This is a genomic window from Agreia sp. Leaf335 (assembly GCF_001423605.1).
Taxonomy (GTDB): Bacteria; Actinomycetota; Actinomycetes; order Actinomycetales; family Microbacteriaceae; genus Agreia.
Genome location: NZ_LMOQ01000001.1, coordinates 189,875 through 205,031, shown reverse-complemented (window position 1 = coordinate 205,031; position 15,157 = coordinate 189,875). Strand labels below are relative to the sequence as shown.

General features: G+C 67.2%; 13 protein-coding genes. 6 read left to right on the top strand and 7 right to left on the bottom strand.

All coding sequences use genetic code 11. The features are described from left to right. The first annotated feature begins 49 nt into the window (after window positions 1-49). Complete coding sequence (locus ASF79_RS01025) at window positions 50-1,099, top strand: helix-turn-helix transcriptional regulator (RefSeq protein WP_082495608.1); 1,050 nt, start codon at window positions 50-52, stop codon at window positions 1,097-1,099. Here the strand turns inward: ASF79_RS01025 and pheA are convergent. Next, window positions 1,024-1,986, bottom strand: a complete 963-nt coding sequence (gene pheA / locus ASF79_RS01020) for a prephenate dehydratase (protein ID WP_055850962.1) — start codon at window positions 1,984-1,986, stop codon at window positions 1,024-1,026. The genes ASF79_RS01025 and pheA overlap by 76 nt on opposite strands. A gap of 174 nt (window positions 1,987-2,160) precedes the next feature. Between pheA and pgm the strand changes: the two genes are divergently transcribed. Then, a complete protein-coding gene (gene pgm, locus ASF79_RS01015; protein ID WP_055850959.1) occupies window positions 2,161-3,783 on the top strand; it encodes a phosphoglucomutase (alpha-D-glucose-1,6-bisphosphate-dependent) in 1,623 nt (540 codons plus the stop codon). Between the two features lie 6 nt (window positions 3,784-3,789). Here the strand turns inward: pgm and ASF79_RS01010 are convergent, their stop codons facing one another. From ASF79_RS01010 to ASF79_RS01000, 3 genes are all read right to left on the bottom strand, one after another. Beyond that, window positions 3,790-4,704 carry an amidase domain-containing protein gene (locus ASF79_RS01010; protein ID WP_055850955.1) on the bottom strand — a complete coding sequence of 305 codons (915 nt, stop codon included), beginning with the start codon at window positions 4,702-4,704 and terminating at the stop codon, window positions 3,790-3,792. An 85-nt stretch (window positions 4,705-4,789) separates the two neighbouring features. Continuing rightward, entirely contained in the window at window positions 4,790-6,172 is a 1,383-nt protein-coding gene (locus ASF79_RS01005; protein ID WP_055850953.1) for an MFS transporter, read from the bottom strand. Further along, entirely contained in the window at window positions 6,165-7,079 is a 915-nt protein-coding gene (locus ASF79_RS01000) for a M15 family metallopeptidase (RefSeq protein WP_146077646.1), read from the bottom strand. Before ASF79_RS01000 ends, ASF79_RS01005 begins: the two co-directional genes overlap by 8 nt. Before the next feature lie 157 nt (window positions 7,080-7,236). Between ASF79_RS01000 and ASF79_RS00995 the strand changes: the two genes are divergently transcribed. Both ASF79_RS00995 and ASF79_RS00990 read left to right on the top strand, forming a co-directional pair. Beyond that, entirely contained in the window at window positions 7,237-9,099 is a 1,863-nt protein-coding gene (locus ASF79_RS00995) for an MDR family MFS transporter (protein ID WP_200933506.1), read from the top strand. A 109-nt stretch (window positions 9,100-9,208) separates the two neighbouring features. Beyond that, the gene (locus ASF79_RS00990) at window positions 9,209-10,636 is read left to right on the top strand and encodes a glycoside hydrolase family 1 protein (protein WP_055852935.1); all 1,428 of its coding nucleotides are present in this window, start codon (window positions 9,209-9,211) and stop codon (window positions 10,634-10,636) included. A 123-nt stretch (window positions 10,637-10,759) separates the two neighbouring features. Here the strand turns inward: ASF79_RS00990 and ASF79_RS00985 are convergent, their stop codons facing one another. Next, window positions 10,760-11,218, bottom strand: coding sequence for a VOC family protein (locus tag ASF79_RS00985; RefSeq protein ID WP_055776707.1), 459 nt, complete (start codon window positions 11,216-11,218; stop codon window positions 10,760-10,762). A 115-nt stretch (window positions 11,219-11,333) separates the two neighbouring features. Further along, the gene (locus ASF79_RS00980; RefSeq protein ID WP_055776710.1) at window positions 11,334-11,645 is read right to left on the bottom strand and encodes a DUF4190 domain-containing protein; all 312 of its coding nucleotides are present in this window, start codon (window positions 11,643-11,645) and stop codon (window positions 11,334-11,336) included. Between the two features lie 85 nt (window positions 11,646-11,730). On the opposite strand from ASF79_RS00980, the gene ASF79_RS00975 reads away from it, so the two are divergent. Continuing rightward, on the top strand, window positions 11,731-12,780 hold the full coding sequence (locus ASF79_RS00975; RefSeq protein WP_055850946.1) for a LacI family DNA-binding transcriptional regulator: 1,050 nt from the start codon (window positions 11,731-11,733) through the stop codon (window positions 12,778-12,780). Here ASF79_RS00975 and ASF79_RS00970 read toward each other — a convergent pair. Further along, on the bottom strand, window positions 12,777-13,418 hold the full coding sequence (locus ASF79_RS00970) for a TetR/AcrR family transcriptional regulator (RefSeq protein WP_055850943.1): 642 nt from the start codon (window positions 13,416-13,418) through the stop codon (window positions 12,777-12,779). The two genes, ASF79_RS00975 and ASF79_RS00970, sit on opposite strands and share 4 nt — an antisense overlap. 119 nt (window positions 13,419-13,537) lie before the next feature. Here ASF79_RS00970 and ASF79_RS00965 point away from each other — a divergent pair, with 119 nt between their 5' ends. Further along, entirely contained in the window at window positions 13,538-15,088 is a 1,551-nt protein-coding gene (locus ASF79_RS00965; protein ID WP_082495607.1) for an MFS transporter, read from the top strand. Window positions 15,089-15,157 lie beyond the last annotated feature (69 nt).

The window sequence follows — 15,157 nt, the reverse complement described above, 5'->3', positions numbered from 1 at the left end:
GGATCTCGATGCGGCCACAATATGGCCTCATTTGCCGAGAAGATAAACAATGCCTCGAACGACCGCACGCACCCTCGAACTGCTGGGCTTGTTGCAGGCCCGCCGACACTGGAGCGGAGCCGAGCTGCAGGGCCGCCTCCAGGTGAGTGCGCGAACACTTCGACGAGACATCGACGACCTGCGCGGGTTGGGCTACGGCGTCGACGCGGTGCCCGGGATCGGCGGCGGCTACCGACTCGGTGCGGGAGCGGCCATCCCGCCGCTCGTGCTGTCGGCCGACGAGGCCGTGGCGATCGCGGTGGGCCTGCGCGCCGCGGCGAGTACCGCCGTGACCGGCATCGAGGATGCGGCGGCGCGCGCCCTCGTGAAGCTCGAGCAGTCGCTGTCGTCGGAGACCCGCGGGCGCATCACCGAGGTGGGGCAGGCCATCATTCCCCTCGGTGGACTGTCCGAACCCGTCGACCTCGACACGGTCCTCACTCTCGCGCGCGCGATCCGCGAGTCTCGCAGCGTGCGAATCGACTACACGAGACACGACGGCACAGAGGTGCGTCGCACCATCGAGCCGCACCGTATCGTGCACGCGGGCAGGCGGTGGTACGTCGTCGCGTGGGATGCCCAGCGCGGAGCATGGCGCACCCTTCGCCTCGATCGGCTGACACCCCGGCTGCCGTTGGCGGAACCGTTCGAGGCGCGCGAGGTTCCCGCCGACGCGGTGCGCGAGCTGACCACGCGGAGCATCTCGGTCGCCCCCTATCCGTGTCACTTTCGTGTTCGGATGCATGCCTCGGCTGCCGAGGTCTCGGCTCGATTCGGGGCGTCCACCGCACAGGTCACGCCGATCGACGAGAACAGCTGCGAGCTCGTGGCGGGTGCGAACTCGGCCCGCGAATTCGCCCTCTACGTCGGACTGTGCGGAATCGACTTCGATGTGATCGAGGATGGCGACCGCTCGGCGAACCTCGCCGACGCTCTGATCGAGGTCGGCGCGCGGCTGTCTCGTGCCGCCGGACAGGCCCCCCGTTACGAGGCGTCGGGCTCGCCCGAGATGACCGCCCGCAGCCAGTCGCGCGCCTCGATGAACACGTCGTCGTCGTAGCGGGGGATGTATTCGATGGGCGCCTTGTCGGCTCGCGGGTAGGAGCCGAGGAAGATGACCTTCGGGCTGAAGCGGCGTACGCCGAGCAGGGAGTCGGCGACGCGTTCGTCGAGGATGTGCCCGTCGGCGTCGATCACGAAGCGGTAGCGGCCGAGAGCGTCGCCGATGGGCCGCGATTCGAGCAGGCTCATGTTCACGCCGCGGGTCGAGAACTGCTCGAGCAATTCGAGCAGGGCACCCGCGCGGTCGTCGGGCAGTTCGACGATGAGACTCGTCTTGTCGGCCCCGGTGCGCGGAGGAATCGCCGTGGTCTTGCTCACCAGCACGAAGCGGGTGACCGCATTGTCATTGTCACCGATGTTCTCGGCGAGCACGTCGAGGTCGTAGTGGTCGACGATGCCGGGAGGAGCGACGGCCGCGTCGGCGAGGTCGTTCTCGAAGAGCGAGGCGGCCGCCGCCACGTTCGACGTGGCCGGAATGTGTCCGTGGCTCGGCAGATTGGCGTCGAGCCAGTGATGGCACTGCGTGTAGGCGACCGGATGCGCGTTCACGACCTTCACATCGGCGAGCGTCGTTCCCGGCCTGGCCACCAGGACGAACTGCACCTTCACGAGGTACTCGCCCACGATGCGCAGATTCGGGATGTTCGCCAGGGCGTCTTGAGTGGCGTTCACCCCGCCCTCGATCGAGTTCTCGATCGCGATCATCGCCGCGACGCTGCGACCGCTCACGACGTCGTCGAGGGCCTCGCCCACGTTGTTGACGCTGCGCCAGATCTTGCCCCGGGCATGCGGAACCTGAGCGAGCGCCGCCTCGGTGAACGTGCCCCGGGGGCCCAGGTAGCTGTAGCTCTCGGTGGCGGCGGCGTTCTGCGGTGCGTCGGACATGGCTCAGAGCCTATTCGACGCCGCGATTTCTCCGTGGCGCCTGCAGTTCTCGCGCACGGCGCTCTTTTCAGGAAGAACCGGCCTAAGGCTCGGTTTTCGCACGCGCAGGGCGCGTTTCTCCTGAATACGAGCGGCACCTCCTCTCTGCGGTGTCGGAGTGCCAGACTGGGGGGCATGGAAAACCGCGCCGGCACCGTTGCCCTCCCCGAAGACCTGGTCGATGTCGAGGCGCTCGTTCGCGCCTATTACGACCTGAAGCCCGATGTCACGATCGCCGACCAGAAAGTGGTGTTCGGCACGAGCGGGCACCGCGGCTCGTCACTGAACACGGCTTTCAACGAAGACCACATCGCCGCCACGACGCAGGCCATCGTCGAGTACCGCGCCGGCCAGGGCATCACCGGCCCTCTCTTCATCGGCATCGACACGCACGCGCTCAGCCGCCCCGCACAGACCACGGCCCTCGAGGTGCTCGTCGGCAACGAGGTCCGGGTGCTCGTCGACGAGTTCGACAGCTTCACCCCGACCCCCGCCGTGAGCCACGCGATCATCGCGTACAACCTGGCGCATCCGGATGAGCCGCAGGCCGACGGCATCGTCGTCACGCCGAGCCACAACCCGCCCGCAGATGGCGGATTCAAGTACAACCCGCCTCACGGAGGCCCTGCCGACAGCGACGCCACGGGCTGGATCGCGAACCGTGCCAATGAACTGCTCGCCGACGGTCTGCGCGGCGTGAAGCGTGCCGAGCCCAGCGCGGTCGAGACCTACGACTTCATGAACAACTACGTGAACGACCTCGGCACCATCATCGACATGGAGGCCATCAAGAAGTCGGGCATCCGCATCGGCGCCGACCCCCTGGGCGGTGCCAGCGTCTACTACTGGCAGGCCATCCGCGAGCGCTACGGAATCGACCTCACCGTCGTGAACCCGGTCGTCGACCCGCAGTGGGGCTTCATGACCCTCGACTGGGACGGCAAGATCCGCATGGATCCGTCGTCGCCCAGCGCCATGGCATCGGTTCTCGCCCATCAGCACGACTACGACCTCCTCACGGGCAACGACGCCGACGCCGACCGGCACGGCATCGTGACCCCGGATGGCGGCCTCATGAACCCCAACCACTACCTGGCCGTCGCCATCCAGTACCTCTACGCGAATCGCGCCGACTGGAAGCCCGACGCCGCGATCGGCAAGACCCTCGTGTCGTCGAGCATGATCGACCGGGTCGCCACCGAGCTCGACCGCACACTGCTCGAGGTTCCCGTGGGCTTCAAGTGGTTCGTGCCCGGGCTGGTCGACGGAACCGTGGCCTTCGGCGGCGAGGAGAGCGCCGGCGCGAGCTTCCTGCGCTTCGACGGCACCGTGTGGACCACCGACAAAGACGGCATCATCCTGTGCCTGCTCGCGGCCGAGATCCTCGCCGTCACCGGCAAGACGCCCAGCGTTCTGTACGCCGAGCTCACCGAGAAGTTCGGTTCGCCCGCCTACGAGCGAGTGGATGCCGCGGCCACGAAGGCGCAGAAGGCCCGGCTCGGCAAACTCGACGGCGATGCGATCACCGCCACCGAGGTGGCCGGCGAGGAGATCATCGCCAAGCTCAGCCACGCGCCCGGCAACGGTGCGGCGATCGGCGGGGTGAAGGTCGTGACCGAGAACGCGTGGTTCGCGGCGCGGCCCAGTGGTACCGAAGACGTCTACAAGATCTACGCCGAGAGCTTCTTGGGTGAGGAGCACCTGCGCCAGGTGCAGAAAGAGGCCAAGGCGATCGTCGACGAGGCCCTCGCCGAGTAGCGCGCGCTACGCGATGCTGTAGAACCAGGCGGTCGCGCCCGGGTTCTCGATCGTGATGGCCTGATCGAGGTCGCGGTACTGGGCATCGATGGTGTGCCCCACCATGCTGATCGCACCCGTGGCCGCGTCGACCTTCGAGACGAGCATCGTGTGGTCGACGCCGTTCTCGTTCGCCGGATCCCAGTCGAACATGACCACGTCGCCGACCTTGGCCTGGTCGCGCTGCTCGAGAGAGAGCCGCGTCGCCCTGTCTGTCTGCGACGCGAAGAACGCATCCATAGCGGGGCCGCGCGCCCAGCTGTCGCTGAAGTCGCCGGTGGTGTTCCATTCGCTGTACCACTCGTCGGTCTGCACCCAGCCGCGTGCGATCAGGGTCTGGTTCACGAAGTTGCCGCAGTCGTTGTCGGGGAAGGTGCCCCAGACCTCGTCGTTGTAATCCTGCCAGTGAGCGAAGGCGTACTGCATCTGCGCGTCGACCGGGGTGACGACCTGATAGTCGTAGTTCGCCGCGCTCGCGATGACCTCGCCCTCTTCGCTCGCGGCAGTGACGCTCACCGCGCCCACGGCGTAATCGAGAGCCGCGGGAGCCACGACCTGAAGCTGGTTATGGGCCACCGCCGTGACAGATGTGGCGGCCACTCCCCCGAAAACCACACTCGACACGTCGTCGAGCCCCTCGCCCGTGAACGTGATCGTCTCGCCGCCGAGAAGAGAGCCGGATGCCGGCGAGATCGTGTCGATGCGCGTGGTGTCGGTCTTCTTGGACTGCTCGGACCCCTCTGTGTGAGCCTCTTCGACGGCAGTGCATCCTGTGAGCGCGAAAGCTGCGACGAACAGCGATGCCAGAACAGATCGGGTGGTGCGCGTGCGGCGAATGATGATGTCCTCCAGAGAACTCTTCAGGGGGCGCAGAGGGAGCAAAAACGAGCGCGTGACCGGGATTCATCTCATTCGAACACAGCTTTCTGAACGCCCCCTAAAGGGTTACGCCGTGAGGTGTGCTGTGTTAAGCCGTTGAGCCGGTTGCGCGCTGCGAGACCCGCGCGCTCACCAGCAGGGCCAGGATGCCGACCAGCAGCGAGAAGGCGAAGGTCGCGACGAACGACGGCTGGCTTCCTGGATCGCCCGCGACGGAGAACGCGACAGCGCCCAGCGCGAGCGCGATGGCCGATCCGCCCGAGTCGGCGATAGCGAGCGCCGACGAGTTGAAACCCTGCTCGTCGGGCGCCGAGTAGTCGAACGTCAGCACCGTGATGCGCGGATACGCGAAGCCCATGCCCGCTCCCCCGAGGAACCAACCGGCGATGATGACCCAGGCGGGCAGTTCGAGCGCGGTCACGAGCACCACGATGCCGATCGCGATGGTCGCCCCGAGAATGCCGACCCGGATGGCGGTGCGATGCGACACCCGCTCGCCGAGCCGCCCCTGCGCCAGCGACGAGGAACCCCACGCGACCCCCGAGAAGCTCAGCGCGAGTCCGGCGAGCGCCGCCGTCAGCCCGAAGCGCTCGGTGAGCACGTACGGAAGATATACCTCGGCGCTCATGAATGCGCCGGCCAGCAGACCGCGCAGCGCGATGACGCTCGGCAGCCCCCGGCGCAAGCGCAGGCTGGCCGCGGGCAGCAGCGGCCGGAGGGCCACGAGCGCGACGGCCAGGCCGCCGACCGCCAGCACCCAGCGGGCCGCGCCATCCAGATCGGCCGCGATGTTCAGACCCAGGATGGCGACGGCCAGCAGCACGGCCCAGAGTGCCCGCGCGGTACTGCTCCGGCCATCCGACTCGAGCCGGTCGTGTGGTGCCATGCTGCGCATGCCGGGCAGCACCATGGCCATCGCCGGCAGTACGAGCACAACGACACCGAGGAAGACCCAGCGCCAGCCCAGATACTGCCCGACCACGCCCGCGATGAACGGGCCGACCAGAGCGGGAACGACCCACGCCGCCGCGAAGGCCCCGAAGATCTTGGGCTGCAGACGGGGCGGATAGATCTTGGCGACGATCACGTAGAGCGCCACGGTCATCGCTCCGCCCCCGAGACCCTGCACGAGGCGTCCGGCGAGGAAGAGCGGCATCGACGACGCGGTGCCGGCGATCACGAGTCCCAGGGCGAACAGCGCGACCGATGCGTAGAGCGCCTTCACCGGGCCTCGCCTGTCGGACCAGTCGCCGGCCAGCACCATGCCGATCACGCCCGAAGCCAGCGGGCCCGCGAAAGCCAGGGCATACAGGGCCAGCCCATCCAGATCGCGCGCGATGGCGGGCATGATCGTGGTGACGGCGAGCTGTTCGAACGCCGCGATCACGATCAGGGCGCACGCGCCGATGCTCACCAGGCGGTACGGCCTGTCGAGAATGCCCTGGGGGCGTGCGGCGGCGGGCCTAGTCAAGGTAGCCGGGCGCGGCGGGCAGGCCGAAGAACTCCTCGAGGGTCGTGACGCCCTCGTTGTGCATCTCGGTAGAGAGGTCCACTCCGATATAGCGGAAGTGCCACGGCTCGTATTCGTAGCCGGTGACGGCCGTCTTGTCTGCCGGATAGCTCAGCAGGAAGCCGAAGCGATAGGCGTTGGCGGCCAGCCACTGGCCCGCGGTCGTGTCTCCGAAGCAGGGGCCGTCGAGGGAGCAGCCGCTGCCCGTCGCCAGAAGGTCGATGGCCATGCCGGTCTGGTGCTCGCTGAACCCGGGGCGTGCGCTGGTGAGGTCTGCGCCCGCCGTGCCGAGCTGGCCCACATAGCGGTTGTAGGCGTTCACCTGGATGCCGTACGAGCGATACCCGCTCTGGGCCACGAGCTGCTGCCCGGTCTCAGCAGACGCGGCGTCGACCATAACGGCGAGCGCGTCGGCCGCCTCCTGCCGCAGCGGGAACCCGTTGGGGTTCGGAATGTCCGATCGCAGCGATACCAGGTCGGGCGGAACGTAGTTCGCCGCGTCGGGTATCGGGCGCGTCTTGTTGACGACGAACCAGATGCTCGTGGGGTCGTCGATCGACCGGGCCGACTTGTCGAAGCCGGTCGGAGCGGCGGCGGCAGGAGCCGGCTCGGCGGGGACGGCGAGAGGCACCGCGGTCTGGATGGGAGCGGGAATCGTGATCTGCGCGGGCGCCGCGCCATCGTTCGGCAGCGCATCCGCGGCGACGGATGCGTCGGGCGCGTTCCGCTGTGCGGTCGCGCTCCACAGGGCCGTTTCGCCGACGATGACCAGCACGATGGCGGCGAGCCCGGCTGCGATCACGCGAGTCTTCGAGCGACGAGAGGGTTCGCGGCGACGCAGTTCGCGTCGCGGTCTCAGCTCAGTCACCGTCCCACAATACGGGCGCGATCTGTTCTTTTCGTGGAGGTTGCTACACAGTGCGGTTGAGAAGCCGTTTCACCCGGTGTAACTTTGCACTCTGCGCAATTTTCTGGCGTGCGATTTTCTCCTCCCCGTTTACCCTTCTCTCTTCGTCAGGAATCTCATGACCTCCATACCGAGCGCTTCTCGAAGCTCGAAGAAGTCCGGCGCCGATCGCGCACGGGCCGCCGCCGAATCCGGTGGCCAGCTGTCGCCACGACAGATCCAGTTCATCATCTTCGGCCTCATGGCGGGCATGTTCCTCGCCGCCCTCGACCAGTCGATCGTGGGCACGTCGATGCGCACCATCGGCGACGACCTCAAGGGGCAAGACCAGCAGGCGTGGGTCACCACCGCGTACCTCGTGGTCTCCACGATCGCCACCCCGATCTACGGCAAGCTCAGCGACATCTTCGGTCGCCGCCCCCTCTACATCATCGCCATCTCGATTTTCATCCTCGGCTCGCTCCTCGCCGGCATCTCGACGTCGATGATCGAGCTCGCCGGATTCCGCGCGATCCAGGGTCTCGGCGCGGGTGGCCTGATGTCGCTGGCCCTCACGGTGATGGGCGACATCCTCGCTCCTCGCGAGCGGGCGAAGTACCAGGGCTACTTCCTTGCCGTGTTCGGCGTCTCGAGCGTGCTCGGCCCGCTGCTCGGCGGTCTGATCTCGGGCACCCCCGAGATCTTCTTCATCACCGGATGGCGCTGGATCTTCCTGCTCAACCTGCCCGTCGCCGCGATCGCGATGATCCTGGTGGTCAGCTTCCTGCACATTCCGCACACCCGTCGCGACGCCCGCATCGACTGGTGGGGCGCCGCGTTCATCGTCATGGGCATCGCGCCCCTGCTGCTCGTGGCCGAGAACGGCCGCGACTGGGGCTGGGGCTCCGCGGGCGCACTCGCCTGCTACGTGATCGGCGTCGTCGGCGTCGTGGCGTTCATCATCACCGAGCGCCGCATGGGCAGCAACGCCCTCATTCCGCTCTCGCTGTTCTCGTCACCGACCTTCTCGATGGCCAGCATCATCGGAACTCTGGTGGGCTTCGGAATGTTCGGCGGCATGCTGACGATCCCCCTCTACCTGCAGATCGTCAACGGGGCCACACCGACCGAGTCCGGCCTCCTGATGATCCCGATGGTCGTCGGCCTGATGATCGCGTCGATCGTCTCGGGTCAGATCATCGCCAGAACGGGCAAGTACAAGGTCTTCCCGATCGTCGGAACGTTTCTGATGTCGGCCGCCTTCTTCTACCTCACGTTCGCCACCGCGACCAGCGGCGTCGTCTTCGTCATGGGCGGAATGCTCATGCTCGGCCTCGGCCTCGGTCAGTTGATGCAGACGCTCACGATCGCCAGCCAGAACTCGGTCGGACCTCGCGACATCGGTGTGGCCACGAGCGCCGCGACCTTCTTCCGTCAGATTGGTGGAACGCTCGGCACCGCCGTCATCTTCTCCGTGGTGTTCTCGCGCGCCCCTGGCGCCATTCAAGACGCGTTCAAGACACCGGATGTCGTGGCCGGCATCGCGGCCGCCGGTCAAGACCCGAAGGTGCTGGCGAACCAGGCCAACGTCGACGTGCTGACGCAGATGCAACTCGCGCAGTCCGGACAGCCGAACACCCTGAGCAGCGCCCTCAACGGCGACACCTCGTTCCTGAACGTCATCGACCCGCGTCTAGCTCGACCGTTCCTCGAGGGCTTCTCGACCGCCATGGTCACGGGATTCTGGATCAGCCTGAGTGTGGTGCTCATCGCCTTCCTGCTCAGCTGGTTCTTGAAGGCCACTCCCCTGCGGCAGAAGTCGGCCCTGCAGGAGGCCAACGACGACGCCGAGGCTGCGTCCGCAGCGAAGGCCGATGGCGTGCGCGCCGAGTCCGAGGGTGAGCTGCAGCTGCAGCTCGGCTCCACACGCGCGGCCGAGACCTTCGGGGCGCTCGTCGAACCCGCGACCGGCAGCATCCCGGCCCAGAAGCCCAAGCCGTAGGGCTCGCTGACCGCTCCGGCAGGTTTGACACCTGTCGGAGCGGTCGCCTACCGTGGTGAGAATGCCGAGAGAGCGCTCTCTCGTCGCAACTGAGGAGCCCGTCACCACCATGTCGCTCGACACACCCACATTCTCGTCCTTTCCTCCCGGCTTCATCTGGGGCTCGGCCACGGCCGCCGCTCAGATCGAAGGGGCGGCCCACGAGGGTGGCAAAGAAGACTCCGTGTGGGACACGTTCGCACGCGTTCCCAACGCGATCATCAACGGCGACACCCCCGAGGTCGCGGTCGACCACTACCACCGCTTCGCGGGCGACGTGGCGATCATGAAAGAGCTGGGCCTCGACTCCTACCGCTTCTCCACGAGCTGGTCGCGCATCAAGCCGGGCGACCGAGAGTTCAACCGTACCGGGCTCGACTTCTACTCGCGCCTGGTCGACGACCTGCTCGACGCCGACATCCTGCCCTGGCTCACCCTGTACCACTGGGACCTGCCGCAGGCCGTCGAGGAGCAGGGCGGCTGGGCCAGCCGCGACACCGCCTACCGTTTCCGCGACTACGCCGAGGGCGTCTACGCGGTTCTCGGCGACCGCGTCGAGCACTGGACCACGTTCAACGAGCCGTTCTGCTCGGCGCTTCTCGGATACGGAGCCGGCGTGCACGCGCCCGGTCGCCGCGAACCGCTCGCCGCGATCCAGGCCGTGCACCACCACCACCTCGCACACGGTCTGGCCGTGAACCGACTGCGCGAACTCGGCGCACAGAACCTGGGCGTCACGTACAACCTCACCAACGCCATCCCCGCCGACGCCGCTGATCCGGTAGACCTCGATGCCGCGCGCCGCCTCGACGGCATGATGAACCGCATCTTCCTCGACCCCGTGCTGCGCGGTGCCTACCCCGCCGATGTAACCGACGATCTGGCGGCCGTCGGCATCCAGCTGTCTGAAATCGTGCACGACGGCGACCTCGACATCATCTCGGCGCCCATCGACTTTCTCGGCATCAACCACTATCACGACGACGTCGTCAGTGGACACCCGTTGGAAGCCGGGGCCATCGATCCTCACCTCGTCGAGAACGGGCGACCGCTGTCGTCGCCGTTCGTCGGCAGCGAGTTCCTGACGTTCCCGAGCCGCGGCCTGCCCCGCACCGCCATGGACTGGGAGGTGCACCCCGACGGGCTGCGCCACCTGCTCGTGCGCCTCGGCCACGAGTACCCGAACCTGCCGCCGCTCTACATGACCGAGAACGGCGCGGCCTACGACGACGTCGTGTCACCAGACGGCGCGGTGCACGACCCCGAGCGGGCGGCGTTCATCCTGGCGCACGTGGCGGCCGTGGCCGAGGCCATCGCCGAGGGCGCGGATGTTCGCGGGTACTTCGTGTGGTCGCTGCTCGACAACTTCGAGTGGGCCTGGGGTTACGACAAGCGATTCGGCATTGTGCGCGTCGACTACGACACGCAGGAGCGCACGATCAAGGACTCCGGCCGCGCGTTCGCTGCGGTGTTCGCGGGACGGCCCGCGGCGGAATAACCGCGCGGGCGGGGCGCCACGCGCATCCGCTCTGCGCGTCCGGTTTGCCACATCTGCCCCCTCGTCGCGCCCTGAGGCAGCGGATTCAGACAACTCGGTGGTGCGCCACGGGCAAGCTGCCAGTCAGTCGCCGGTCGTGAACCCGGGGCTGACCTCCCGCGACTCGAGCGAGTCAAGCTCTTGGAACACCGTCAGTTGCAGGCCAGCGGGCGCGTCGAGCCGCGAGTTGACCGACCGCCAAGGGGTCTCGCGCGGCTCGGCGATCAGCTCAGCACCCGCTTCGACGAGATCGTTGGTCACGGACGGCGAGTCGTCGACCTCGAAGGCGATCCGGATCCGCGCGCTCGGCTTTCCCTCGGCCTCGACCCCGTCGATCATTCGCACTTGGGCAGGGTTGGCGATCTCGAGGGTCGCGAGCCCGGCATTCAGGATCATCACCTTCGCGTCGCCCTCACCCTCGTAGGCGGCCTGCTCCGTGAGACCGAGCGCATCGCGATAGAAGGCGACAGCCGCATCGTAATCGTCAGCCTCGACCACGAGTCGGAGTTGACGAACAGAGGTGGGCGGAATCGATTCGGTCATTCTCCGAGCGTAAGAGGCGCGGCCGCGGCGGGAAAGGCCACTGAGGTGCGGAGTATGGCCGCATCCCGCGGCTTCGAAGCGGCCATATCCCGCATCTCAACACGGCCACCCGCTTTCAGTTGACTGTGCCGCCGTTGAGTAGCGTCACGAAAAGAGAGAGCCAGACGACGAAGAATGCCGCCACACCCGCGGAAAAAACGAAGCCGACAATGATGCCAGCCTTCGCCAAACCTGAACCTTCCTCCCCCGTGCGTCGAATCTGCGACAGCGAGAGAAAGCCGGTGATAATCGCGGCCACGGGTACGACGAACGCAGCGACGAACGAGACGATCGCAAGCACATTGGTGCGGATCACCGGCCGGACCAGCCCCGTATCGCCTCGTCCGGTCACATCAACGGAATCGGTGGTCGAAGCGGAATCACTCATGATCCGGATGCTAGCGCGTCGTCGGTCACGGCAGTGGCCAGTCGCGCTTCTAGACTGGTGTCCTCGCAGCAGAAGGGCAGCGCCAATGTCGATCGATCACTCCGAGGATCCGGCGGCCGAGCAGGCGATCCCGCAGGCGCCCACACTCGAGATGGTCGCGCACGAGGCCGGGGTCTCTAGGGCCACCGTCTCTCGCGTTGTGAACGGATCGACAGCGGTGACCCCGCATGTGACCGCCGTCGTGAACGCCGCCATCGAGAAGCTGAACTACGTGCCCAATAGGGCGGCACGCTCGCTGGCGAGTCGGCGCACGAATGTGATCGCGCTCATCGTTCCCGAGCAGACGTCGATCGTGTTCAGCGACCCCTTCTTCGCCGCCGTCATCCAGGGCGTCGCCGTGTACCTCAACGACACCGACTACACGCTGAACCTGCTCATCGCGTCGGAGAGCTCGAGCGACAAGACCCGGCGCTACCTGCTCGGCGGCAACGTCGATGGCGCCCTCGTGGTGTCGCACCACTCAGGCGACCACTCGTACACGCGCCTCGGACAGAAGCTGCCGATCGTCTTCGGCGGCCGCCCCCTCACCCCCGAACTCGACGACAGCTACTTCGTCGACGTCGACAACGTGGCCGCCGCCCGCTCGGCCACCGAGCACCTCATCGCGCTCGGTCGCACGCGCATCGCCACGGTCGCAGGCCCCCAGGACATGCCGCCGGGCGTCGATCGCCTGCGCGGGTGGCGCGAAGCCATGGATACCGCGGGTCTCGCCGACGACCTGGTCGAGGTCGGCGGGTTCTCGCCCGCGTCGGGTGCGGATGCGATGGCGCGGCTACTGGAGCGCGACCCGTCGGTAGACGCCGTGTTCTTCGCGAACGACCAGATGGCTGCCGGCGCCTATCCGGTACTGCGCGAGCGCGGACTGTCGATTCCCGGCGACATCGCGGTGGCGGGGTTCGACGACGATCCTCTCGGAACAGCGCTGAGCCCGACCCTCACCACGGTGCATCAGCCGTCGTCGGAGCTCGGGGCGGGCATGGCCGCCGCCCTCGTCCGCCTGATTGCTAAAGAGCAGATCGAGCGAGCCAGCATCATGCCGACGAGCCTGGTCATCAGGGAGTCGACGACGCTTTAGTTCGACGACCCGCGGGGCAGGCCGACAGCAGGCAGGATCACCCCGTCGATTACCGAGATCAGGAAGTCGCGGTCGACCGGCCGGCGCTGAATGAGCGAGCGGTAGGCCACCATCGAGGGCGAGATCGACGAGACGAGCTGAATGTCGATATCGGCGGCGATCTCTCCCCTGTCGATGGCGCGATTCAAGAGCATGCGATTGATGCGAGCACGCGGCTCGACGATGGCCTCGTTGGCGGCATCGGCGAGCTCGGGAGCGGAGGAGAGCATCGACGCGAGGCCGGCCATGACCTTGAGCTTGCGCTCGGCGTCATCGATCGTGGGCGGGCGGATCATCGCCACCAGGTCTCCGCGCAGCGTTCCCGTGTCGGGGATTTGAAGCGCGTCGAGGTCGCTCTTCTTGAGGCACGCGACCGCGTCGAGAACGAGTTCGTTCTTCGACGCCCAGCGGCGGTACACCGTGGCCTTGCCCGCTCCGGCTCGGGCGGCGACCATATCGATCGTCATGCCGTCGAAGCCGGTCTCCGCGAGCACCTCGACGGCGGCATCCAGAATCTGCTGGTCTTTGGCCGGGTCTCGCCGTCGGCCGAGTTTCGGGGCGTCGTCGGTGATGTTCTGACTGGCGTCGAGCTGCGTCATTGCGGCCGTCTCCTCATGTCTCTGGCGATCGCTGATATATCCAGTGTATCAATTAGAGAACCGCGAAGATCCGGAACTGAATCTATCCGGAACTCTACAGTTCCGTATATGCTTTCCCCATGACCCAGATCACCTCATCGCCCTCGGACGTCGCCGACGCCGCGAAGGTCTCCCAACGCCGCTGGCTGACGCTCACCGTCGTCGCCCTCGCCCAGCTCATGGTCGTACTCGACTCGACCGTGGTCAACATCGCCCTCCCCGCCGCCCAGACCGATCTCGGATTCAGTGACGGCGACCGCCAGTGGGTCGTGACCGCCTACTCCCTCGCCTTCGGCAGCCTGCTCCTCCTCGGCGGCCGTCTCTCCGACCTCATCGGCCGCAAGCGCACCTTCATCATCGGACTCATCGGATTCGCCGTGGCCTCGGCGCTGGGAGGCGCGGCCGACAGCTTCGGCACGCTCGTCGCGGCACGCGCCCTGCAGGGTGTCTTCGGCGCCTTGCTCGCCCCGACCGCCCTCGCGGTACTCACCACCACCTTCACCATCCCCAAGGAGCGGGCCCGCGCCTTCGGAATCTTCGGCGCGATCGCCGGAGCCGGAGGGGCGGTCGGCCTGCTGCTCGGAGGGTTCCTGACGGAGCGCTTCGACTGGCGCTGGAACCTCTACATCAACGTCTTCATCGCGGTCATCGGCGTGATCGGCGCTGCGATCTACGTGTCGGAATCCAAGCGCACCGGTCCGCGGCCGAAGCTCGACATCCCCGGAACCGTGCTCATCTCGGGCGGCCTCTTCGGCCTGGTCTACGGCTTCGCGAACGCAGAGACCGACGGCTGGGGCTCGCCGCTCACCTGGGGGATGCTCGCGGGCGCCGCCGTTCTGCTCGTCGCGTTCGTGCTCTGGCAGCGTCGCGCGGCCCACCCCCTCCTGCCGCTGACGATCGTGCTCGATCGCAACCGCGGCGCGGCCTACGCCTCGGTGCTCATCGCAGGTGCGGGCATGTTCGGCATCTTCCTCTTCGTCACCTACTACCTGCAGGCCTCACTGGGCTTCTCGCCCATCCAGACCGGACTGTCGTTCCTGCCCATGATCGCCATGCTCGTGCTCGCCGCCCAGCTCGGCACCAACATCTTCGTGCCGCGCTTCGGGCCGAAGATCATGGTTCCCCTCGGAATGGTCATCGCCGCAGTGGCCATGATCATGCTCACCCGGCTCGACCTCGACAGCAGCTATGCGGCGAACGTCCTTCCGGCACTCATGCTCATGGGCTTCGGAATGGGCACGATCATGCCCGCGTCGATGCAGACGGCCACGCTCGGCGTCGACCGAGAGTTCGCGGGTGTCGCGTCGGCCATGGTCAATACGAGCCAGCAGGTGGGTGGCTCGATCGGTGTCGCCCTGCTGAACACCCTGGCCGCCACCGCTGCGACCGACTATCTCGCGTCGCATGCGGCCTCGGCCGACGTCGCCGCGAACGCCGCGATCGCGAGCTACGCCACCGCGTACTGGTGGGGCGCAGCGTTCTTCGCGCTGGGCGCGGTCGTCTCCGCTCTGCTGTTCCGCCGCCGCGGCCAGGGCCTGTCGCTGTCGCACAACGCGGCCGCACCGGCGACCGGCGCCAGCGCATCCGGATCGGCCGAGGCCGATGACGCCGTGCCGATGCCCGTGCACTAGGGCCGCCCGAACCAGCCCATCCGCGCCTGTTGGGCGCATCCGCTGCCGGTCGACCGGTGGCGCATGCGC